Origin of the sequence: Collinsella aerofaciens (assembly GCF_032584215.1) — a bacterium.
Taxonomy (GTDB): domain Bacteria; phylum Actinomycetota; class Coriobacteriia; order Coriobacteriales; family Coriobacteriaceae; genus Collinsella.
The window spans coordinates 20,373-42,807 of sequence record NZ_JAWHPN010000003.1 but is presented as its reverse complement, the minus strand read 5'-3'; the positions used below and the strand labels follow the sequence as shown (position 1 = coordinate 42,807).

Genomic DNA, 22,435 nt, shown 5'->3' with positions numbered 1-22,435 from the left:
GTAAAGAGACAAAAGCGCCGCCGACGGGCGGGCGTTTTGATTTCGATGAACTCATGTAAGGAAACGAGCATGTTAGATAGATTTACCGATCGAGCGCGCAAGGTCATGTCGATGGCCAAACAGGAGGCGCTCGATCTGCACTCAAATAAGGTGGGCACCGAGCACCTGCTGCTCGCACTCGCCAAGGAGGACGAGGGCATCGCTGCCGAGGCGCTGCGCTCGCTTGATATCTCCTACGACGACATCATGGACACCCTCAAGGAGGTCCAGACCACGGTTCCCGAGCCCAGCGAGGAGACCGAGGCTGCCAAGCTTGCCTTTACGCCGCTCGTCATTAGCGTGATGGAGCGCTCCTTCCGCGTGGCACGTGAGAACAACCAGACCTACGTGTCGACCGAGCACTTGCTGATTGGCATCGTCGAAGAGGGTAACGGCATGGCCATGGACATCCTCATGCGCCTGGGTGTGTCGTCCGCCTCCATCAAAAAGGCTATCGAGAAACTTACCGCCAAGGACCAGGACAAGAAGCGTCCGCTCGCCGGCGCCGGTGCCGGGCGTCCCGGTGCGGGCCTGCCGTTCTTTAGCGGCTCGGACGCATCGCAGCAAAAGGGGAGCGGCACCGATACGCTTAAGCAGTTCGCCACCAACCTTACGCAGAAGGCGCGCGACGGCGAGCTCGACCCTGTAATTGGTCGCGAAAAGGAAGTCCAGCGTATGATGGAGATCCTTTCGCGTCGCACCAAGAACAATCCGCTTATCTTGGGCGACCCCGGCGTGGGCAAGACGGCCATCGTCGAGGGTCTGGCTCAGCAGATTGCAGCTGGCAACGTGCCCGAGAACCTTATGAACCAGAACATCTGGACGCTCGACCTGCCGGGCCTCGTTGCGGGCGCCAAGTATCGCGGTGAGTTTGAGGAGCGCCTCAAGAACGTGATCCAGGAGGCCACCGAAGCTGACGATGTCATCCTGTTTATTGACGAGATGCACACCATCATCGGTGCCGGCTCTGCCGAGGGCTCCATCGACGCGAGCTCCATGCTCAAGCCCGTGCTCGCGCGCGGTGCCTTCCAGATTATCGGCGCCACCACGGCCGAGGAATTCCGCAAGTACCTCACCAAGGACCCGGCCTTCGAGCGTCGCTTCCAGACCATCGATGTCGAGGAGCCGAGCGTCGAGGACACGGTCAAGATCCTGACCGCGCTCAAGCCGCGCTACGAGGAGCACCACCATGTGCGCTATACGCAGGGTGCTATCGAGGCCGCCGCGAACCTCTCCGACCGCTACATCCAGGATCGCTTCCTGCCCGATAAGGCCATCGACCTCATCGACGAGGCCGGTGCCCGTGCTCGCATCGCCGCGAATCGCGCGCCCGAGCCGGTGCGCGAGGCCGAGCATCGCATAGAGGAGCTCAAGGCCGCCGCGCAGGAGGCCACCGAGAGCGACGACATGAACAAGGCCGCCGAGATCACCGAGCAGCAGAAGGCCGCCGAGATCGAGCTCGCCGAGGCCAAGGCCGCCTGGACCGCCGAGCTCGACGCCAGCCCGCTCACCATCGACGTGAGTCAGATTGCCGACATCGTGTCCGTGACCTCTGGCGTGCCGGTTTCCTCGCTCACCGAGAGCGAGAGCCGTCGCCTGCTGCAGACCGAAAGCGTGCTCAAGACCCGCATTATCGGCCAGGACGAGGCCGTCGAGGCCGTCGCCAAGGCCGTGCGCCGCAGCCGCTCGCCGCTCAAGGACCCGCGTCGTCCCGGTGGTAGCTTTATCTTCCTTGGTCCCACCGGCACAGGCAAGACCGAGCTCGCCAAGACGCTCGCCGAGTACCTCTTTGGCAGTAAGGACGCGCTCATCAGCTTCGACATGTCGGAGTTCGGCAGCGAGTTCGAGGTCTCCAAGCTTATCGGTAGCCCTCCGGGTTACGTGGGCCACGACGAGGGCGGTCAGCTTACCAAGGCCGTTCGTCGTCACCCGTACTCGGTCGTGCTGTTCGACGAGATCGAGAAGGCGCACCCCGACATCTTCAACATTCTGCTGCAGGTGCTGGAGGAGGGTCGTCTGACCGATAGCCAGGGCAAGACGGTTGACTTCCGCAACACCGTGATCATCATGACGTCCAACGTGGGCGCCCGCGAGATCGCGCAGGATGCGAGCGTTGGCTTTGGCACCACCGGCGAGCAGGGCCTCACGTCGAGTGAGATCCGCGGCCGCGCGATGGGCGAGCTCAAGCGCCTGTTCCGCCCCGAGCTGCTCAACCGTATCGACGACATTGTGGTGTTCCAGAAGCTCTCGGGCGAGAATCTCACCAAGATCGCGCACCTGCTGGTGGACGACCTGCGTCAGCGTTTGATTGCCAACGGCATGAACATCAAGCTCACCGATGCGGCCTATGACAAGATCGTGGCCGAGGGCACCGACCTCACCAACGGTGCGCGTCCGCTGCGCCGCGCCATTCAAAAGCTCATCGAGGACCCGCTGTCCGAGGAGCTTCTGGCCGGCGAGTGGGGCGAGGGCGATACCGTCCTGTGCGACGTGGCCGATGGCAAGTTTGTCTTTAGCCACGGTACGGGCGAGATCCCGGCACCGCGTCCGGTGGGCACGCTCGGTGGCGATACCGCCCCGGCGGCACCGCACACCGGCAACGCCGCGCCCGTGAGCGGCGGCGTGACCTCGGGCCCCGGCGGCATGATGCAAGCCGGTTCCGGCGCGCTGTAGGGCGTGGCGACAATTTGATACGCGCAATCGAGGCGCTCTGGCAAGGGCGCCTCGATTTGTAGAGCTGCGGAAGTTGTGACCGTTACGCTATACGGTCCACCGTTAGCCGATGATGCGAGGGCGCTCGGCGTTTTCGACTGGTTTATGCACGCAAAGTCTGGGAATATACAAGTCGCATGTCTTACTGTCTAACCAGTTGCGCCAAGGAGGCACCATGGACTACAAGATTACCGGCTACGAGCCCGCCCAGCTGTTCCATTTCTTTGAGGAGGTCAGCGCGATCCCCCGTGGGTCTGGCAACGAGAAGGGCATCAGCGATTTCCTGGTCGCGTTTGCCAAGGAGCGCGGTCTCGATGTGTATCAGGACGAGGTCTACAACGTCATCATTCGCAAGCCCGCATCTGCCGACGCCGAGAATGCCCCGACCGTAATGCTGCAGGGTCACATCGACATGGTGTGTGACAAGCTGGGTTCCGTCGAGCACGACTTTACGACCGACGGTATCGACTTGGTCGTCAAGGACGGTGTCCTCACCGCTAACGGCACCACTCTGGGCGCCGACAATGGTATCGCCGTCGCGCTTATGCTTACCGTGCTCAACGACGATTCGATTGCCCATCCGGCCCTCGAGTGCGTGTTCACCACCGACGAGGAGACTGGCCTGGTCGGCGCCGAGACGCTCGACAAGTCCCAGATTAGCGCCCGCACCATGATCAACCTTGACTCCGAGGAAGAGGGCGTTGCCACCGTCAGCTGTGCCGGCGGCGTCGTCGTTACCTACACCTGCCCGATCGCGCGCGAGCACAAGACCGGTAGCACCCTCACGCTCGACATCTCCGGCCTGCTGGGCGGCCACTCCGGCAGCGATATCAACCTGGAGCGCGGCAACGGCAACCTCATCATGGCCCGCATCATCGACCGCCTGATGGTTGCCGGCGAGCCCGCCATCGTTAGCTTTAACGGCGGCACCAAGGACAACGCCATCAACCGTGAGTGCAAGGCTGTTCTGGTCTACGCCGACCACGCTGCCGCCGAGGCCGCGGCCCAGATCGCAAAGGGCATCATCGCCGACGTCACTGCCGAGCTCGAGGTCTTCGACCCCGGCTTTACTTGCACCGTCGAGATTGCCGACGACGCCGAGGTTGAGGCCATGGACCAGAAGTCCGCGCTTGCCCTCATCCGCGCCCTGCGCCTTGCCCCTAACGGCGTGATTCGCCGCAACGTCGCCACCGACGGCTCCGTCGAGGTTTCCTCCAACATCGGCGTGGTCGCCACCTCCGATGACGAGGTCAAGATTATGCTGTCCCCGCGCTCTTCGATCACCTCGCTGCAGAACGAGTTCAAGGACCGTCTGCAGACGCTGGCCGATGTCCTGGGCTTCGACGCCAAGTTTGAGTTTGAGTATCCCGGCTGGAGCTATGCCGAGCATTCGCCGGTTCGCGACGTCTTTGTCGAGAGCTATCGCGAGCTCTTTGGCTCCGAGCTGCGCATCGAGTCCATTCACGCCGGCCTTGAGTGCGGCCTGTTTGCCGAGGCCCTGCACGGCCTGGATGCCATCGCCGTGGGCCCGACGCTCTCCGATGTCCATACCCCGGACGAGAGCATGGAACTCGCTTCTGCTGAGCGCTTCTACGAGCTGCTCATCGACGTGCTCAAGCGCCTCGCTGCGTAAAGGTTGCGCTAGCAGCAGTCCGAGCCACGTGCTGGTGGATTGCAAATGACATTACGTGAGGGGGCACCCGAGCTTTTGCGACGGGTGCCCCCTCTCTTCTTTTGGGAAATGGGAGATTACGGACACCTAGCCCATATCCGCCTTGATGAGGTCGAGGGTGCGCTGACAGTTTTCGCAGACGGGGCCGAGCATATGCTCGCGCAGGTCCGCCATGCCGGGCAGGTCGGCGTATTCGACCATGACCTCTTCCATGCAAATAGGTACCTCGTAGGCGAGGTCCATCATGGTCGCAAAGCAAAACTTCTCGGATAGCCCGGCATCGGTGAGTGCCGCCTCCAGCGCGGGGTCGCCCATACCGTGGTATCGGCGGATAGCGCCTGGACCGATGCGCCCCACACGATTTTCGCCGCCAACGCTCATGGCAAGGCGCGCCCGGCGGCGCATGCGCTCGTATGCCAGCCCCGATGCGACATCGTACATTCGAGCCATCATGGCTGCGCCGTCGTTTCCAAGGAGCAGGGAATAGTTTTTCGCATGCGCATCCGGTGCGCCGATAATGGCGTTGAAGAACAGTATCTGCGTAAACAGATACAGGTTAAGTTGATGGTGGCTCGTATTTACGAGGAGCTCTTGAATGTCGCGTGTGGTCGGGCCGCCGTCTGCCGTGTACTTTTGGGCGGGCATCACCCCAAGTGCCTGACAGAGGTCTTCTTGATGTAGGCGCCTGATCGTTCCGTCTTTGACTTTCACGCGGTCATAGCGCTCAACAATGAGGGCAGGTTCGTCCTCAAACATACGATATTCGACGTTTGCCGTTGCGATGCCGGCGCGCTGGGCGCTTTTCATGCAGACAAACTCATTGAGAGCCTCGAGTTTAAAACCGATAACGCCATTTTTGAAAATATGCGTCGTGGGCGAGGACCCCATGCATTCGCACCAGCGACCGTCCATGAGTGCGAGAGCGAACTTGCCCTGATTGCCTCCAAGTGACCAACTTTCATCTAGGCCCATCCACGATGCATTGCGGTCATCTCTGATCGACTTGAGGCGGAGAGCAATTTCGTGGTCGTCTATGGGGCGGTATTCGCCGGAGCGATGCAGGACGGCGTCGATATCTTCTTCGGCACAAAATTGCACGCCGCCCGGACAGTCGAGTCCGATACGGCTGAGTAGTGCGATGGGATTGTTGGGCCTAACGTCGAATTCCGCGGCAATCGCTTTTCGTTGGTCCTCGCTGTCGGGTAGAAGGCCAAACAGGTACGGATTCATGACCTGTTGTCCGTATGCGCGATTCGATACGGGTATGTTGGTCGATAGGGCTGGCCCGTCATAGTCATGATCGTAGGTAAAGCTGATAAGACCGTTCTCATCTTGCGTGAGCGTTCCAGCAGGCACGCCGCAAATAATGGTCCGAAGTGATGTTCTGGCCATTGGCTATTTCCCTTCGGGCTTGGTTTTGCTAGATGCGTTTGCGGCAATCGAGACTCCGAGATTGGACATGGCGAAATCGGCGAAGACCTCGTCGTAGAGTGCGGATGTAAAGGGGACATCTGGAAGAGCCGGAATGGCGGTACTACGACGGTTGCGATGATGAGGACGTTGAGTGTGATGGCGCCTGGGGATGCTGCGAGGCAGCGGATTGGCATGCGGGGCGTCGACTGGTCGCTCGTTTTTCGCTTCGCCGATATCCCCTTGTGCTGCGAGTGCCAGTCCAAGAGCGTCGAAAATCGCCAGCAACTTGTCGAGTCGAATGCCGGTGGCGTCTCCTAGCTCGAGCGATGCGAGCAGGCGCTCCGAAACACCGGCCTTTTTGGCGAGGGCGGCACGGGTGAGACCCTGAGTCTCGCGTGCCTGGCGCACGTAGATGCCAGCTTGGCGCGGTGTGGTGATGGGAAGGGTATCCACGGCTATCTCCTAACGTGCAGACTTTTGCATATTAGTATGACATGCAAAAGCCTGCACGAATAGTCATTATGCAAAACTCTGCATGAGACTCCTACATTGACGTTGGCTTATGAGAGGCGTTTTTTATATCGCGAGGATCCCTAGATGCTCAAGCAAGATCTTAAGCCCGATGAGGATGAGCACGACGCCGCCCACGATGGTGGCGGGTTTTTCGTAGCGCGCGCCAAAGGTGTGGCCGATCGCTACGCCGGCAACGGAGAAGATGAACGTTGTGACGCCGATAAGCGATACAGCGGGAACGATGTCGACCGAAAGCGCGGCGAACGAGATGCCCACGGCCAGGGCGTCGATTGAGGTGGCGATGGCGAGGATCAGGTACTCGCCTAGGTCAATCTTTTCGGCATCCTTGCCGTCGCCTCCATCCTCGTCTTCGGTAAAGGCTTCCCACAGCATTTTGCCGCCGATGAAGGCCAAAAGGATAAAGGCGATCCAATGGTCGATGGGTCCGATGAAGCCCATGAATTGACTGCCGAGCGCCCATCCGATTACGGGCATGCCGGCCTGAAAGCCGCCAAAGAACAGGCCGAGCACCACGGCGACTTTAAGGTTGATCTTCTTCATGCCAAGGCCCTTGCAGATGGAAACGGCAAAGGCGTCCATCGAAAGGCCAACGGCGAGCAACACGAGCTCTGCGAGTCCCATAGTCTGGCTCCCTCTCTGCGGGCGGGCCCGCGTGTACCTCTTGGGGGAGTAACAAAAAAGACCCGTGGCGTACGCGTTGCGCGCACAGCCACGAGTCTCGTTCATTAAGGCAAGCCAGGCCGCATCGGCCAGTGTGTTGACTTGCCGCGCCACCGGAGGCGAACCCGATCACGCGACTACTCCCTCATTTATGCGAATCCCGATGCTACCACATAAGCAGCTCATTTGGATTGGGCTCTCAGCTGTGTTCGCTCATTCTGTAAGCATCGGATTTTGCGGGCGTCACAGGGGCAAACCGTGAGAAACTTATTGACGTTTATGGAGCGTATACGATGGGAGCGATGCCTTGGATAAGAACGAGCTGCAAAAGCGTATGGAACAGGCCATCCGCCTGACGGCACCTGGTCAGCCGATCCGCACCGCCCTCGACATGATCATCGCCGGTCACCTGGGCGCCCTTATCTGCGTCGGCGACACCGAAAACGTGCTCGCTGCCGGTAACGACGGCTTCCCGCTCAACATTTCGTTTACCTCGAACCGCCTGTTCGAGCTTTCCAAGATGGACGGCGCCATCGTTATCGATGGCGACCTCACCCAGATCCTGCGCGCCAACTTCCACCTCAATCCCGATCCCTCGCTTGCCACGAGTGAGACGGGCATGCGTCACCGTACTGCCGCTCGCATGTCGGTGCTCACCGATGCCATCGTGATCTCGGTCTCGGCCCGTCGCGCCGTCGTTAACGTGTACGTTCACGGCAAGAGCTACGAGATCCAGCCCGTCACCACCATCATGAGCTCGGTCAACCAGCTCGTCGCCACGCTCCAGACCACCCGTCAGTCGCTCGACCGCTCCTTGCTGCGCCTGACGGCCCTCGAGCTCGACGACTACGTCACGCTCGCCGACATCACCGGCATTTTCTCGAGTTTCGAGATCATGCAACAGGCAAAGACCGAGCTTAAGGATTGCATCGTCAAGCTGGGTAACCAGGGCAAGCTCGTGCAGATGCAGCTTGAGCAGCTCGCGGGCTCCAGCATGGATACCGAATACGACTTGATGATCCGCGACTACGCAAGCGATTCCTCTGAGGCCAACGCCGAGAAGATTCGCGCCGAGCTGAGTCGCATGACGCCTAAGGACCTGTCTGACCCGCAGCACGTGGCGGCAGTTCTGGGCTATGACGACCTGGACGAGGACTCCGTCATGACACCGCTGGGCCTGCGCACGCTTTCGCGCGTGTCCGTCGTGCGCGACGGCGTGGCCGAGAAGATCGTCGACGAGTACGGCTCGCTGCAGGAGCTCATGGATGACATCAGCGAGGATCCGGAGCGCCTGGGCGACTTTGGCGTCAACAACCCTGCCATTCTTGCGGACTCGCTGTACCGCATGAAGGGCACCAAACAGGGGAACGCATAATGGCGCCCGTATGCGCCGTGGTCGTTGCCGGTGGCAGCGGCCAGCGCTTTGGTAACCCCGGCGGCAAGCAGCTCGTTAACGTGGCGGGCCGTCCGCTTATGAGCTGGTCCATCCGCGCGTTCGATCGTAGCGACAAGGTCGGCCACATTGTAGTGGTGTGTCCTGCCGAGCGCCGTGCCGAGATGCGCCGCCTGGCCATCGACCCGTTTGACTATGACACGCCCATCAGCTTTGCCGATGCCGGCGATACCCGTCAGGATTCCACCCGTGCCGGCGTGCATGCGGTTCCGGCGGGCTTTGAATACGTCGCCATTCACGATGGCGCTCGTCCGCTCATTGCGACCGAGGCCATCGACCACGCTATCGACGTGCTCGTGAGCGACCGTGCTCTCGACGGTGTCGTGTGCGGCCAGCCCGCGATCGACACGCTCAAGATCGTCGATGGCGACAATATCGTCGAGACGCCGCCGCGTGAGCTCTATTGGGCCGCGCAGACGCCGCAGATCTTTAGCGTCGATGCTATGAAGCGCGCCCACGCTGCAGCCATTGCCGAGGGCTTTACCGGCACCGATGATTCGTCGCTGGTCGAGCGCATGGGTGGGCGCGTCCGCTGCGTCCAGAGCCCGCGCGATAACCTTAAGGTGACGGTGCCCGAGGACTTGCGTCCCGTAACCGCGATCCTGCTTGGCCGCATGGCCGAGGGAGAGGACCTTCCCCATGTTCAGTAACCTGCGCATTGGCCATGGCTACGACGTTCACCGTCTGGTGGAGGGGCGTCGATGTATCATCGGCGGTGTCGACATTCCCTACGAGCGCGGCCTGCTGGGCCACTCGGATGCCGATGTGCTCGCGCACGCCTTGGCCGACGCCATTCTGGGCGCCTGTCGCGGGGGAGACATCGGCAAGCTATTCCCCGATACCGACCCCGCCTATGAGGGTGCCGATTCGATGGTGCTGCTCGCCCGCGTAATGGACTATGCGCGCGAGCTGGGCTTCGAGTTTGTCGATGCCGATTGCACCATTGCCTGTCAGCAACCCAAGATCACCCCGCACCGCGATGCCATGCGCGCCAACCTTGCCCATGCCCTGGGCGTTGACGTCGAAAACGTGGGCGTCGCCGCCACTACGACCGAAAAGCTCGGTTGGGAAGGCCAGGGCGAGGGAATCGGCGCCTGGGCCGTCTGCCTGCTACAGAAAACCGTTAAGGAGTAACGAATGCGTATCTACAACAGCGCTACCCATAAAAAGGAAGAATTCCAGCCCATCGAGTCCGGCAAGGTCCGCATGTACGTGTGCGGCCCCACGGTCTACGACAACATCCACATCGGCAATGCCCGCACGTTCATCAGCTTTGACGTGATCCGCCGCTGGCTCATCGCGAGCGGCTACGAGGTCACATTCGCCCAGAACCTCACCGATGTCGATGACAAGATCATCAAGCGCGCCAACGAGCAGGGCCGCACTGCCGCCGAGGTCGCAACGGAGTTCTCCGACAAGTTCATCGGCGTCATGCGCGCCGCCAACGTGCTCGATCCGGATGTGCGTCCTCGTGCCACCAAAGAGATCGGCCCCATGATCGCCATGGTCAAGACGCTTATCGAGCAGGGCCATGCCTATGCCGCCGATAACGGCGACGTGTACTTTGCCGTGCGCAGCGATCCCAACTATGGTCAGGTCTCGGGCCGCAACATCGACGACCTTATGGTTGGCGCGCGCATCGAGGAGAACGAGGACAAGAACGACCCGCTCGACTTTGCCCTGTGGAAGGCCGCCAAGCCCGGCGAGCCCAGCTGGCCGAGCCCCTGGGGCGAGGGCCGTCCCGGTTGGCACACCGAGTGCGCCGCCATGGTGCATCGCTACCTGGGCACTCCGATCGACATCCACGGCGGCGGCTCCGACCTTGCCTTCCCGCATCACGAGAACGAGTGCGCTCAGGCCACCTGCGCCTGGCACCAGGGCTTCTCCAACACCTGGATGCACACGGGCATGCTGCTGGTAGACGGCGAGAAGATGTCCAAGTCGCTCGGCAACTTCTTTACGCTGGCCGAGGTCCTCGAGCAGCACTCCGCTGCCGCCCTGCGTCTGCTGATGCTGCAGACGAGCTATCGCTCGTCGCTCGACTTTTCTTGGGAGCGCCTGGAGGGTGCCGAGAACTCGCTCACGCGTATCGCCGGTACGGTCGAGAACCTGCGCTGGGCCGCGAACCACGCGACGGCCGATGCCGATGCGGCTGCCGCCGAGGCGTTTGCCGCCAAGGCCGCTGAGACCCGCGCCGCCTTTAAGGAGTGCATGGACGACGACTTTAACACTGCTGGTGCCATGGGTGCCGTCTTTGGCTTTGTGACCGAGTGCAACCAGTACTTGGAGCAGGCGGGCGACGCTGCCGACAAGGCCGCAGCGCTTGCCGCCGCCGACACGCTGGCCGAGCTGCTCGATACGTTTGGCGTTGAGCTTCCCGAGCCCAAGGTCGAGCTGCCGCTGGGTCTGCTGGGCGTTGCCGCCGGTCTGGTTGCCTATACGGGCGACGACGTGGACGAGGCTGCTGCCAAGATTCTCGAGGCCCGCGCCGAGGCCCGTGCCGCCAAGAACTGGGATCTGGCCGACGCCATCCGCGACCAGCTCAAGGACCTGGGCCTGACGATTGAAGATACCGCCGCCGGCACTCGTATCAAATCTCTCTAATCCCCGCGGGTTTCCCAAGCACCCGACCTTGCCGTTCAAACCGTCGCTCGCGTACTCAAGTACGCGTCGCTCCTCTTTCACGGCAATCTCGGGCACTTGGAAAACCCGTACCGACCGCCCGAATTAATATTCATGGGCGGTCGTTTATTTTGTTTCGTTTGATAGTTGTATTTAGGAGGTCACTTTATGGCCGACAATCGCAAGCGTGCGCCTCGTGGCGGCAAGCAGGCCGCTTCTGGCTCGCGTCCGATTCGCCGCAATGACCGCGCTGCCGCTCCCAAGGGCCAGCGTGATCGCACTCAGGCCACACGTCCGCAGCGCGATCGCAACCGCGACGCTGTCCAGGCTCCCAAGGGCGAGTTTATCGAAGGTCGTCGTGCTGCCGCCGAGGCGCTGCGCACTGGTTTTCCCATCAAGTGCGCGCTCATTGCCGAGGGCGGGGAGCGCGATGCCGCCTTGTCGCGCCTGGTCGACGACCTCAACGCCGCGGGCGTCCGCATTAAGTATGTGCCGCGCGCGCAACTCGACGCACTGTCGAGCCATGGCGCTCACCAGGGCATTGCGCTCGAGGTGGGCAACTTCCCCTATGCCGATGTCGCCGATATTCTCGACCGCGCAGGCGAGGGCCCGGCACTTGTCGTGGTGCTCGACCACGTGACTGACGACGGCAACTTTGGCGCCATCGTGCGCTCCGCCGAGGTTGTGGGCGCGGCCGGCGTCATCATCGCCAACAAGCGTGCCGCCGGCGTGACCGTGGGCAGCTACAAGACTTCAGCCGGCGCCGTCATGCATCTGCCTATCGCGCAGGTGCCCAACATCGCCCGTGCGCTCGATGACCTCAAGGCCGCTGGCTTTTGGGTGGGCGGTGCCTCTGAGCACGCCGAAGGCAGTTGCTGGGATGCTCCCTTCGAGGGTCGCGTGGCGCTCGTCATGGGCTCCGAGGGCGACGGCATCTCGCGTCTAGTGCTCGAGAAATGTGACTTTTTGACCAAGCTTCCCCAGCGCGGCATGACCGAGAGCCTCAATGTTGCCCAGGCGACTACGGCCCTCTGCTTTGAGTGGCTGCGCCGCAACGCCGGCGAGCTCATGGGGGAGGAGTAGCGCATGTCCAAGAAGAACCGTGCCAAGTCCAAGGCCAAGCGCTTTGGCGAGGGCTCGGCCAAGCCGATTGTTTCGGCCGCGACCTACGGCGTGGGCGGCAATGCGTTTGCGCAGGCTATCGCCGACCCAGTCTCGACGGTGCACTCCAACAAGCCCGAGCTGCTGGTGGTCGACGGTTACAACGTGATCCACTGCACGCCGCGCTACGAAAAGCTCGTGTACGACCATTCCGACGATCCGTATTCCAGCGACGTCCACGATATGGCGCGCACCGCCCTCATCAACGACGTTGCTGCCTTTGCCCAGGGCCGTTACGAGGCCGTGATCGTGTTTGACGGCGCGGGCAATATCTCCAGTGAACGTCCCAACCTGCCGGCCCGCGGCGTGCGCATCGAGTTCTCGCCGACGGGTGTTTCAGCCGATACCGTGGTGCAAAAGCTCTGCATCGAGGCGCGCGAGGAAGGCCGCGCATGCTCCGTGGTATCGAGCGACGGCACGATCCAGGCCGTCGTCATGGGCAAGGGTGTCACGCGCATCTCGAGCCGTATGCTGGTGGACGAGATCAAACAGATCGACAACGACGTGCACGAGGCCGAGGAGGCCCCGCAGATCAAGATGACCCTGGGCAGCCGTCTAAGCCCCGAGGCCCTGGCCAAGCTCAAGGCGTTGCGCGGACGGTAGGGGAGTTGGCGGGGCAATGCTGCCTTGCTAACTCCATTCAGCGATGTCGATCATTCTTTCGAGGCGCCACGTTAGCGCTTCTTTTAGATATGGCAACCTTGCCGTGAGCGCGTCGTTTCTGGACAGAATCTCGATTGCCTCGTCAACGAAGCCTTCGAGTTTGTCCCCGTCAAACCAGCTCATATCCTCAACGAGCAACATTTGTTTGGCGGGGCTTGAATGAAATTGTGCGCTGGTAAAACTGTGCTCTCCCGCCCTAAGCTCCTCTAGTGATATGTTGCACCAGAGCGATGAGCCCGAATCGAAGATGGGGGCTGGTCTGCAGACCAGTGAGTTGACGTTTCGCACGAGGCCGAAGTTGCGCCAATGACGATCGTAGTTGGCAATGATGTCGTCACATACGATCATGCGGTCAAGGGCGTCTTTTATATCTGTCGCTCCAAGCTCCTCGCAGTTTGCTACATACCGTTCGTAATCGGTTAGTCGCTCGTCTGCATTTGCCTGCTGGTTTACATAGAACGCAGGGACATACTCTTCTTCATCAGTTAAGAAGACATCGCATATGCTCAGGGCGGAAGTGCCCGTGCCCTCGAGCGAGTAAGGCACATAATCGCAGGTGTTTAGGATGCGACGGTGAAGTGCAGTCGCCACCATTTCGTTATAGGGTTCCTGGTTTAGATGCGCACCTGCCTTGTGGAGGATTCGACGGTCACCCTCGCATGTCCAGTACTTTTGAAGATTGCCGTCCGAGGTGTTGTCGGGCTTTGCGGCAGCTGCCTTGCCCTCTGGGGCGAAGGACGCGATGCTGAGAGAGACGTCGTCAAAAGCATTATTGAAGAAGTTAATATCTTCCCACGCGAGACCGGAGCCTTGGGGCCTTATCCAATACTGGTCGGATAAGGAGAGGCCTAGATTTCGCTGCACGAGTTCATCGGGAACATCGACTGCGGCTTCTGCAAGCAGGGAGGCTAGCCCAATGCGTGCGAGCGGGATACCGCGGCCGCGCCACCAGATGCGGAAGGAGTCGAGCGATATGGGGCTATTAGGGCCAAATACTCCAATAGGGGCGTGGGTACGATCGACGTCGGCGCCGATGTGGGTAAAGTCTTTTCGCGATGTGCTGTAGACCAGCTGGGCGACTTCGTGGGTGCGGTTCATGAGGGTGAATGCGATCTCGCTCTTACCGTGGCCGCGGCGGGGACGTCCCCCCGTTTTGGTCACGGAACGGAGTCGCGTGTCTACGCTGTCTTTGTCGATAAGCCACACGCCAGAAGCCTTGCGGGCAGTTAGCGCGCCGTTCCTAATGAGTTCCTGCACCCTGCGCGGGGTGATGCCGAGCAGTTCGGCTGCTTCCTTGGTAGTCAACATCGCGAAACCCTTCGCCAAAACGAATAGTTTTATATAGCCAATTGTAATTAAAACTATTCGTTCTGGCGAAGGGTTTTAAGATGTGGTCGGTCAAAGGGCCTGTTGCGCCTCGTCCGCAATTCCTTTATTCTTAACTGGCTTCGCGCGAAAGCGCCAAGTGTGCCAGTGTGGCGCAACGGTAGCGCAACTGATTTGTAATCAGTGGGTTGCAGGTTCGATTCCTGTCACTGGCTCCATGAGAGTTTCGGGCTCTGTTCCCTTGTGGGACAGGGCCCGTTTCTATTTATGTCGATAAGTCAGCGTGTTTGGCGCCAACCAAGCTTCAGGTTTGTCTCGGTCCGTAACACGAGTGGGCTGAAGACCCTCCTTATAGTTACAGATCGAAACATTGCCAAGGGAAGGCCGATAACATCTCGATCCGTAACACGAAGAGGCTGAAAACCGTTCTTACTGTTACAGAATGAGACGTAAGCGGGGGTTTCTGCGAAACATCTCGATCTGTAACAGATGGGGGAGAAAATGTTCTCTAAATGTTACAGATCGAGACATAGGCCGGGGCGAGGTTGGTCATCGTCATCGAGCGTGGATTATCGGACACACGAGCGTGGAAAATCTTCCGCCTAGTGAATGAGCGTGGATAATCTGCTGGTTTGGGCCCAGTGACACGCCAAAGGTGGGAGATTATCCACGCTCGATTTTGCTGGGAAGAGCAATCTTCCGTCTGGGAAGCTCCGATCTCGACCTATATATAGGTGCAAATAAGCCGGTATCGAAGTTCGATACTGAAGGTGTACTCCACTACACCAAAGTGTTACCTCGGGAAACGTCACCTCAGTATCCAAAACCACCGTCCTTCATATCCAAACTCAACAAAACCGCAGGTCACAGCTATATAGATACGCCCGGCACCGTGTATTTAGAGGTTTTCGTTGACAGCCCCCAAGGTTGCATCGTATTATCTTTTTCGTTCGCGGGGGCGGCGGTCCAAAAGACCAAAGGACCTGCGGATACTTGAACGATTGGGAGTTTGCCCGAGTGGTTAATGGGGACGGGCTGTAAACCCGTTGGCTCTGCCTACATAGGTTCGAATCCTATAGCTCCCACCCGTCAAGTGCCTGTATAGCTCAGTCGGTAGAGCACTTCGTTGGTAACGAAGAGGTCACCAGTTCAAGTCTGGTTGCAGGCTCCATCCGGCGGTGTAGCTCAGTTGGTTAGAGCACACGGTTCATACCCGTGGCGTCACTGGTTCGAATCCAGTCACCGCTACCATAGGTAACACGGTGGCTTCTCAATAGTATGTTGAGAGGCCACTATGGTATAAAGGCAAAGTCCCGTCCGGGGACGACCTGTTTAGAGGAGGGCTTTATGGCCAAAGAGAAGTTTGAGCGCACTAAGCCGCATGTTAACATCGGCACCATTGGTCACGTCGACCACGGCAAGACCACGCTGACCGCCGCCATCACCAAGGTTCTCTCTGAGACCGAGGGCTGCAAGGCTGACTTCACTGCGTTCGAGAACATCGACAAGGCTCCCGAGGAGCGCGAGCGCGGCATTACGATCTCCGTCTCCCACGTCGAGTACGAGACTGCTGCCCGTCACTACGCTCACGTTGACTGCCCGGGCCACGCTGACTACGTCAAGAACATGATCTCTGGCGCTGCTCAGATGGACGGCGCTATCCTGGTCATCGCTGCTACCGACGGCCCCATGGCTCAGACCCGCGAGCACATCCTGCTCGCCCGTCAGGTCGGCGTTCCCTACATCGTCGTCTTCCTGAACAAGTGCGACATGGTCGACGATGACGAGCTCATCGACCTCGTCGAGATGGAGACCCGTGAGCTCCTCTCCGAGTACGATTTCCCCGGCGACGACATCCCCGTCATCCGTGGCTCCGCTCTGGGCGCTCTCGAGGGCGACGCCAAGTGGATGGACGCCATTCGCGAGCTCATGAAGGCCGTCGACGAGTACATCCCGACGCCTGCTCGTAACAACGACCTCCCGTTCCTGATGGCCGTTGAGGACGTTATGACCATCTCCGGCCGTGGTACCGTTGCTACTGGCCGTGTCGAGCGCGGTGAGCTCAAGCTCAACGAGCCCGTCGAGATCGTCGGCATCAAGGATACCCAGAACACCGTCGTTACCGGTATCGAGATGTTCCGTAAGTCCATGGACTTCTGCGAGGCTGGCGACAACGTCGGTCTGCTGCTCCGCGGCATCAAGCGTGAGGACATCGAGCGCGGCCAGGTTCTCTGCAAGCCCGGTTCGGTTACCCCGCACACCAAGTTCACCGGCGAGATCTACGTTCTGACCAAGGAGGAGGGCGGCCGTCACACCCCGTTCTTCGATGGTTATCGTCCTCAGTTCTACTTCCGTACCACCGACGTTACCGGTACGGTCAAGCTCCCCGAGGGCACCGAGATGGCTATGCCTGGTGACCACATCACCATCGAGGGCGACCTCATCCACCCGATCGCCATGGAGGAGGGCCTGCGCTTCGCTATCCGCGAGGGTGGCCACACCGTCGGTTCGGGCATCGTCTCCACGATCATTGAGTAAATTAGCTCTTTGATATAGCTGACTTAGAGAACCCGGCACTTATATGGGTGCCGGGTTCTTTTCTGCAATGGATATTGAGCCGTTGCTGGTGTCGAGAGGATCGATAATGGTCCTGGATGCACCGTCGATTAGCTCTCGATGGCTTCATTGATGTGTTCCAAATATGAATGGATCCACCGAGAACCAATTGACTCGAGGTTTTCATTGACAGCACTTACGTGGAGCTGATAAAGTAACAACTCGTGCCCGTACGGGGCGGAAATGAAAGGTTCAGGATACATGCGTACTCTAGTTACTCTTGCGTGCACTGAGTGCAAGCGCCGCAACTATACGACCACCAAGAACAAGTCGACCATGCCTGATCGTATGGAGATCAAGAAGTATTGCCCCTGGTGCCGTCACCACACGCTGCACAAAGAGACTCGCTAGTCTCTAGTCACATACGCCAGTAGTTCAATTGGTAGAGCATCGGTCTCCAAAACCGAGTGTTGAGGGTTCGAGTCCTTCCTGGCGTGCCAGTCATTATTCCGTAAGCTCCCACTTGGGGGCTTACGGTTTACTCATGTATAAGCGCATCGCGCGGAGGTAACCCAAATGGCCAACAAGAAGAACAAGAAGAAGGCTCAGCAGCCGGCACCTGCCAACAAAGCTGCCGCCAACTCCAAGGTTGAGGCCAAGAAGGCCGTTGCCAAGAAGAACGAGAAGGCTGCGAAGTCCAAGAAGAACGAGAAGCCTGGTTTCTTCGCCCGCACCAAGAAGTATTTCGCTTCGGTCAAGTCCGAGATGAAGCGTGTCACGTGGCCCGATAAGAAGGAGCTCGTGAACTACTCGGTCGTCGTCTGCGCTTCTCTGGTCGTCGTCGGCGTCGTCATCGCTCTGCTCGATGCTGGCTTTGGCGAGGCTCTTGCTCTGTTCTCTGGATTGAGGGGCTAAACCATGTCTAAGCGTTGGTACGTCGTTCACACTTACTCTGGATACGAGAACCGCGTTAAGTCCGATCTCGAGCATCGCATCGAGACCATGGGCATGCAGGACCGTATCTTTGATATCGAGATTCCTATGGAGCGCGTCACCGAGATTAAAGAGGGTGGCAAGCGCGAGACCAAGGATTCCAAGATTTTCCCGGGTTATGTCCTGGTCCGCATGGAGATGGATGACGATGCTTGGACGTGTGTTCGTAACACGCCTGGCGTCACCGGTTTCCTAGGCGGCAACGGCAAGCCCGCTCCGCTTTCCCGCGACGAGTACAATAAGATGACTCGTCGTCCCGGTAAGGGCGATTCGCCCAAGCGCACCTCGGTTGATATTCAGGTCGGCACGTCCGTCCGCGTCACCGATGGCCCGCTTACCGACTTTGATGGCAAGGTCTCCGAGGTTAACACCGAGGCTGGCAAGCTCAAGGTCACGCTGATGATCTTTGGCCGCGAGACGCCGGTCGAGCTCGACTTTAACCAGGTCGCTGTCATCGCTTAAGTTTTCGTCCGTTCGCGCGAGCGTGCTTCTTCTGTGACTGCTCATCTCAGGAGTGCTTCTAACACGTGCGTGCTTACGATATAGCAAGTACTTCACACTCGTGATTCGAAAGGAATGACCATGGCTGAGAAGAAGGTTGCCAACGTCATTAAGCTCCAGATTCCTGCTGGTGCAGCTAACCCCGCTCCTCCCGTCGGCCCCGCCCTGGGCGCTGCTGGCGTGAACATCATGCAGTTCTGCCAGGCCTTTAACGCCGAGACGCAGGACAAGAAGGGCGACATCATCCCCGTTGAGATCTCTGTCTACGAGGATAAGTCCTTCTCCTTCATCACCAAGACCCCGCCGGCGGCTCACCTCATCAAGAAGGAGCTGAACCTCAAGTCTGGTTCCGCTAAGCCCCAGGCCGACAAGGTTGGTCAGCTCTCCCAGGAGCAGCTCACCAAGATCGCCGAGATCAAGATGCCGGACCTCAATGCCAACGACATTGACGCCGCCAAGAAGATCATCGCCGGTACCGCCCGTTCCATGGGCGTCACCATCGCTGAGTAGCGATTTCTTATGGTAACGACGGGTGCTCCGACCGGGGCGCCCGTTAAATGTGTGCAATAGGGCACACGATACGATGTGGGAGGGCTCACGCCCGTTTAACCACAGGAGGTAATGCACATGGCTAAGCATGGTAAGAGCTATAACGCCGCTGCCGAGAAGATCGACCGCGCCACGCTCTACACCCCCCTTCAGGCTGCCAAGCTCATCAAGGAGCTCGACACCGCCAAGTTCGACGAGACCGTCGAGGCCCACTTCCGTCTGGGCATCGATACTCGTAAGGCTGACCAGAACATCCGTGGTTCCATCTCCCTGCCCCACGGCACCGGCAAGACCGTTCGTGTTGCCGTCTTCGCCGAGGGCGAGAAGGCCCGCGAGGCTGAGGCTGCCGGCGCCGACATCATCGGTTCCGACGAGCTCGTCGCCCAGATTCAGAAGGGCGAGATCAACTTCGACGCCGCTATCGCTACGCCGAACATGATGGCCAAGGTTGGTCGTATCGGTAAGATCCTTGGTCCCCGTGGCCTCATGCCGAACCCCAAGCTCGGCACCGTGACCATGGACGTCGCCAAGATGGTCTCCGAGCTCAAGGCTGGCCGCGTTGAGTATCGTGCCGACCGCTACGGCATCTGCCACGTGCCCCTGGGCAAGAAGTCCTTCTCTGAGCAGCAGCTCGTCGAGAACTACGCTGCCCTGTACACCGAGATTCTGCGCGTCAAGCCCTCTTCTGCTAAGGGCAAGTACGTCAAGTCCATCTCCGTGTCTTCCACCATGGGTCCTGGCGTCAAGGTCGATCCCGCTGTCCAGCGTGACTTCCTGGCTGAGTAACTAACAGTTACTGCCTGAGCAAAGCAAGCATTGCTAAAGAAACCCGGTTCTGCCCCGTGCAGGACCGGGTTTCTTGCTATCGCGTCAAAACCACCTCAAAGGGGACAGTGTCCTCTTTGTGGTGGTTACCAGGGGGTTCTGGCAGTTGAGGACTCGATGGCATCGTGGCGTTTGAGCTCGCGGCGCATGGTTTGCGAGTTGAGCCAAGCTGCTTGCCAGCCGCGGATGGGGTAGCGCGTCTGGTCGAGCTCAAACTGCGTATAGCCGCAGGCGTTGATGATCGTCGTTCCACACGCATGCTGCCGTTCGCGCTGAAAATCGCAACCGTAGCTTTTGTGCACATGCCCGTGCACCATGTAGTCGGGATTCCAGGATTCGAGTGCTGTGTTAAAGCACTCGAATCCTCGATGCGGTAGATCGTCCAGATCACCCATACCGGCGGCGGGTGCATGGGTAAGCAGAATGTCGCACCCGCCGACCATCCTAACCTTACGCGACAGCTTACGCATGCGCTTGGACATCTCGCGTTCGGTGTACATGTTGGCGCCGTCGCGATAACGCATGGACCCGCCAAGGCCCGCAATGCGAATCCCTCGGTACGTGTACACGCTGTCTTCCACGCAGATACATCCGCCCGGTGCATGACGTGCGTAGCGGTCATCGTGATTGCCGCGCACGTAGATGAGCGGTTTGTTGATGACCGTAACCAAAAACTCAAGATAGTCCGGGTCCAGATCGCCGGCGGACAAAATCAGGTCGACTCCCTCAAAGCGTTCCTTGCGAAAGCACTCCCAAAGGCATCGTTCTTCGGTATCGGCTATGGCAAGGATTTTCATAGGGCAGGGACTTTCGGCTCATCGTCGAGCTGCGGAATGGTGCCTACCACGTTGTCCGCCAGCCAATTTATCTCGACAATCTGCGTGCTCGGCAGCGGAGGGAAGCCTTCGATCTGTACCACGCCGTTCTGGCTGTGGAGCTCGCCGCCAAAGGGGTTGATGGATCCCTCAACAATGCCATTGCGGAGGAGCTGAACAAGCTTGCGCGTCTGATAAGGCAGGCCCGGAGCGTAGCGAATGTCGATAACGCCGGAGCTCATGCCGTACCAGTAGTTGACGGCGCGCACTTGGTTGTCGTCGCTGGTCTCGTCCCACGTGCCGTGAAGAAGGCTGCGAACGATGAGCTCGTAGTAACGGCCCCAGTTCCATACGGGCATGGCGATGCCGGTGACTTTGCCGTCGACCAAGCGGTGAAGCCCGTAGGCCGTTGGGTCTTCGAGCGACTTTGACATGTCAGCGCCGGTCATGACGCTTACGCCTTCGCGGCACATGGCTTCGGCAAGACCACCGGCGGGAACATCGCCCCAGGTGAGGATGACCTGCGCGCGCGGGTCGAGCAGCGAGGCGCCAATCGCAAAGGCGTTGATCTCGCTGAGTGCGCCCGAGGCGAAGACCGACGCGTGGTAACCGATGCGGTGGTTGTCCGCCATGCTGGCCGCAAGGGCGCCCAGCAGAAACTTGGCCTCGTACATCTTGCCAAAGTACGAACGGACGATTTGATGGGGAAGGCCGATAGAGCAGTTGAGGAACCGAACCTGGGGATACTCAACGGCAGCCCTGAGCGTGTATTCCATCAGGCGGTGCGAGGTCGAGAAGATGACGTTTGCTCCATGTTTGACAGCCGTTTCCACGGCGGCGTAGAACACATCCGGATCGTGACAGTCCTCGAACGCCTCGGTGCGCACGATACCGCCAAAGTGCTCATCGAGATACTGACGCCCTTGGTCGTGCAGGCTGTCCCAGCTCGACGTCGCACAGGGGAACTCATGGATAAAGGCGATGCGCAGGGGGTTGGCCGTCGAGTAGACGGTCTTGCCCATAAAGAAGTTGAGCACGCCAGAGGTGGACTTGGCGGGCGTCTCCTCCTCGTCGACGCTCGGTGCTTCGACAAGATTGACCTTGTCCTCGTCATTTTTGCCGGCAATGACCAGCTCGCGCCAGATCTTGCACAGGCGGTTTACGACGATATCCGTCGCCGTATCCAGCAGGCGGTCCTGGTTGTACACATTGAGGTAGACGAGCATGGCGTCGGCGGGCGTAATGTCCAGGTGATCGCCGCCTGCGCGAAGGTAGGCACGCTTAAAGAGCAGGAAAGTGTGGCGCAGGTAGTCGACCTTTTTCTGCGTCCATTTTTCGATAAGGTTCTGACCGAGCATCTTGGCGAGCGTTTCGTAGCTTCCCTCACGCGAGAACTCGATCTCGTATAGGGGGCAGACGCGCCAAAACGCGCAGAACTCGCCGTACAGGCGGCTTTCGACGGAATCCCATGTGCCGGGGTAGAGACGGGTGACCTTGGCCGAAACCGTCGGGGCGTCTAGGAATTTGAGGACACTGACGCGTTTGTTGCCTTCCTGGACATAGAACCGATGCATGAACTCGGTGACGATGATGGGGTCGCGATAGCCCTCGGTTACCTGGATGTCGTAGAGGTTGGACCACTTGCGGGCGAACTCGGTGCTAAACGGAAGCAGGGGCATAAAGTTACACGAAAAGGCGGACTGACGGCCTTTGGTGACCGTGCCGACGACCATTTCGAGCGGAATATCCCGCAGGCCGACATTCTCTCGCTGACCTAAGGGGAGCTGAGCAACCAAGCTGTCGAGGTCCGTAAGGTATGGATGCTCGCTTTGGCTAATGGCGCGTCGGCGTCCTTGCTCGCCGCGCTTGCGTGCTTGACGATAGGCCTCTTCCATGATGTTGCTCCCTTAGTCGTTTAAACAACTATATAAACCATGGTAC

20 protein-coding genes and 5 tRNA genes are annotated in these 22,435 nt (G+C 59.6%); 19 read left to right on the top strand and 6 right to left on the bottom strand.

Annotated elements, in window-relative coordinates; translation table 11 throughout:
• The first annotated feature begins 69 nt into the window (after nt 1-69).
• Nucleotides 70-2,712 carry an ATP-dependent Clp protease ATP-binding subunit gene (locus RX395_RS01355; protein WP_316364906.1) on the top strand — a complete coding sequence of 881 codons (2,643 nt, stop codon included), beginning with the start codon at nt 70-72 and terminating at the stop codon, nt 2,710-2,712.
• A 214-nt stretch (nt 2,713-2,926) separates the two neighbouring features.
• Nucleotides 2,927-4,384: an aminoacyl-histidine dipeptidase gene (locus RX395_RS01350; RefSeq protein WP_316364903.1), complete on the top strand. Its 1,458-nt coding sequence runs from the start codon at nt 2,927-2,929 to the stop codon at nt 4,382-4,384.
• 126 nt (nt 4,385-4,510) lie between these two features.
• Here the strand turns inward: RX395_RS01350 and RX395_RS01345 are convergent, their stop codons facing one another.
• The 3 genes from RX395_RS01345 to RX395_RS01335 form a co-directional block, all read right to left on the bottom strand.
• On the bottom strand, nt 4,511-5,815 hold the full coding sequence (locus tag RX395_RS01345; RefSeq protein ID WP_316364901.1) for a type II toxin-antitoxin system HipA family toxin: 1,305 nt from the start codon (nt 5,813-5,815) through the stop codon (nt 4,511-4,513).
• Between the two features lie 3 nt (nt 5,816-5,818).
• A complete protein-coding gene (locus RX395_RS01340; RefSeq protein WP_271759652.1) occupies nt 5,819-6,289 on the bottom strand; it encodes a helix-turn-helix domain-containing protein in 471 nt (156 codons plus the stop codon).
• 123 nt (nt 6,290-6,412) lie between these two features.
• Nucleotides 6,413-6,991 carry a manganese efflux pump MntP gene (locus RX395_RS01335; protein WP_195520837.1) on the bottom strand — a complete coding sequence of 193 codons (579 nt, stop codon included), beginning with the start codon at nt 6,989-6,991 and terminating at the stop codon, nt 6,413-6,415.
• Nucleotides 6,992-7,364: 373 nt separating this feature from the next.
• Here RX395_RS01335 and disA point away from each other — a divergent pair, with 373 nt between their 5' ends.
• The 6 genes from disA (at nt 7,365) to RX395_RS01305 (ending at nt 12,869) form a co-directional block, all read left to right on the top strand.
• Nucleotides 7,365-8,405, top strand: coding sequence for a DNA integrity scanning diadenylate cyclase DisA (gene disA / locus RX395_RS01330; protein ID WP_369796797.1), 1,041 nt, complete (start codon nt 7,365-7,367; stop codon nt 8,403-8,405).
• A complete protein-coding gene (gene ispD / locus RX395_RS01325; protein ID WP_195520838.1) occupies nt 8,405-9,133 on the top strand; it encodes a 2-C-methyl-D-erythritol 4-phosphate cytidylyltransferase in 729 nt (242 codons plus the stop codon). Before disA ends, ispD begins: the two co-directional genes overlap by 1 nt.
• Nucleotides 9,123-9,617, top strand: coding sequence for a 2-C-methyl-D-erythritol 2,4-cyclodiphosphate synthase (gene ispF / locus RX395_RS01320; RefSeq protein WP_006234975.1), 495 nt, complete (start codon nt 9,123-9,125; stop codon nt 9,615-9,617). Before ispD ends, ispF begins: the two co-directional genes overlap by 11 nt.
• 3 nt (nt 9,618-9,620) lie before the next feature.
• Complete coding sequence (gene cysS, locus RX395_RS01315) at nt 9,621-11,087, top strand: cysteine--tRNA ligase (protein ID WP_316364895.1); 1,467 nt, start codon at nt 9,621-9,623, stop codon at nt 11,085-11,087.
• Nucleotides 11,088-11,273: 186 nt separating this feature from the next.
• Nucleotides 11,274-12,188 (top strand): 23S rRNA (guanosine(2251)-2'-O)-methyltransferase RlmB, encoded by a 915-nt coding sequence (rlmB, locus tag RX395_RS01310; RefSeq protein ID WP_316364894.1) that lies wholly within the window; start codon nt 11,274-11,276, stop codon nt 12,186-12,188.
• Between the two features lie 3 nt (nt 12,189-12,191).
• Entirely contained in the window at nt 12,192-12,869 is a 678-nt protein-coding gene (locus RX395_RS01305; protein ID WP_055285223.1) for an NYN domain-containing protein, read from the top strand.
• A 27-nt stretch (nt 12,870-12,896) separates the two neighbouring features.
• Here RX395_RS01305 and RX395_RS01300 read toward each other — a convergent pair whose 3' ends face one another.
• Entirely contained in the window at nt 12,897-14,237 is a 1,341-nt protein-coding gene (locus RX395_RS01300; protein ID WP_316364892.1) for a DNA-binding protein, read from the bottom strand.
• A 161-nt stretch (nt 14,238-14,398) separates the two neighbouring features.
• Between RX395_RS01300 and RX395_RS01295 the strand changes: the two genes are divergently transcribed.
• From RX395_RS01295 to rplA, 11 genes are all read left to right on the top strand, one after another.
• Nucleotides 14,399-14,473 (top strand) — tRNA-Thr (locus tag RX395_RS01295).
• Between the two features lie 785 nt (nt 14,474-15,258).
• Nucleotides 15,259-15,340 (top strand) — tRNA-Tyr (locus tag RX395_RS01290).
• A gap of 10 nt (nt 15,341-15,350) precedes the next feature.
• Nucleotides 15,351-15,426, top strand: a tRNA-Thr gene (locus RX395_RS01285).
• A 3-nt stretch (nt 15,427-15,429) separates the two neighbouring features.
• A tRNA-Met gene (locus RX395_RS01280) sits at nt 15,430-15,506 on the top strand.
• A 96-nt stretch (nt 15,507-15,602) separates the two neighbouring features.
• Complete coding sequence (gene tuf / locus RX395_RS01275; protein ID WP_035137538.1) at nt 15,603-16,793, top strand: elongation factor Tu; 1,191 nt, start codon at nt 15,603-15,605, stop codon at nt 16,791-16,793.
• 279 nt (nt 16,794-17,072) lie between these two features.
• Entirely contained in the window at nt 17,073-17,222 is a 150-nt protein-coding gene (gene rpmG, locus RX395_RS01270) for a 50S ribosomal protein L33 (RefSeq protein WP_022093895.1), read from the top strand.
• Nucleotides 17,223-17,235: 13 nt separating this feature from the next.
• Nucleotides 17,236-17,311, top strand: a tRNA-Trp gene (locus RX395_RS01265).
• A gap of 76 nt (nt 17,312-17,387) precedes the next feature.
• Nucleotides 17,388-17,726, top strand: a complete 339-nt coding sequence (gene secE / locus RX395_RS01260; protein ID WP_055285218.1) for a preprotein translocase subunit SecE — start codon at nt 17,388-17,390, stop codon at nt 17,724-17,726.
• A gap of 3 nt (nt 17,727-17,729) precedes the next feature.
• A complete protein-coding gene (gene nusG, locus RX395_RS01255) occupies nt 17,730-18,266 on the top strand; it encodes a transcription termination/antitermination protein NusG (protein ID WP_006234984.1) in 537 nt (178 codons plus the stop codon).
• A 120-nt stretch (nt 18,267-18,386) separates the two neighbouring features.
• Nucleotides 18,387-18,815 carry a 50S ribosomal protein L11 gene (gene rplK / locus RX395_RS01250; RefSeq protein ID WP_022093893.1) on the top strand — a complete coding sequence of 143 codons (429 nt, stop codon included), beginning with the start codon at nt 18,387-18,389 and terminating at the stop codon, nt 18,813-18,815.
• Nucleotides 18,816-18,932: 117 nt separating this feature from the next.
• Nucleotides 18,933-19,640, top strand: a complete 708-nt coding sequence (gene rplA, locus RX395_RS01245) for a 50S ribosomal protein L1 (protein ID WP_022093892.1) — start codon at nt 18,933-18,935, stop codon at nt 19,638-19,640.
• Between the two features lie 125 nt (nt 19,641-19,765).
• On the opposite strand, the gene RX395_RS01240 is transcribed toward rplA, so the two are convergent.
• Together RX395_RS01240 and RX395_RS01235 are read right to left on the bottom strand one after the other, a co-directional pair.
• Entirely contained in the window at nt 19,766-20,476 is a 711-nt protein-coding gene (locus RX395_RS01240; RefSeq protein WP_316364883.1) for a metallophosphoesterase family protein, read from the bottom strand.
• Complete coding sequence (locus tag RX395_RS01235; protein WP_316364880.1) at nt 20,473-22,389, bottom strand: BMP family ABC transporter substrate-binding protein; 1,917 nt, start codon at nt 22,387-22,389, stop codon at nt 20,473-20,475. Before RX395_RS01235 ends, RX395_RS01240 begins: the two co-directional genes overlap by 4 nt.
• Nucleotides 22,390-22,435 lie beyond the last annotated feature (46 nt).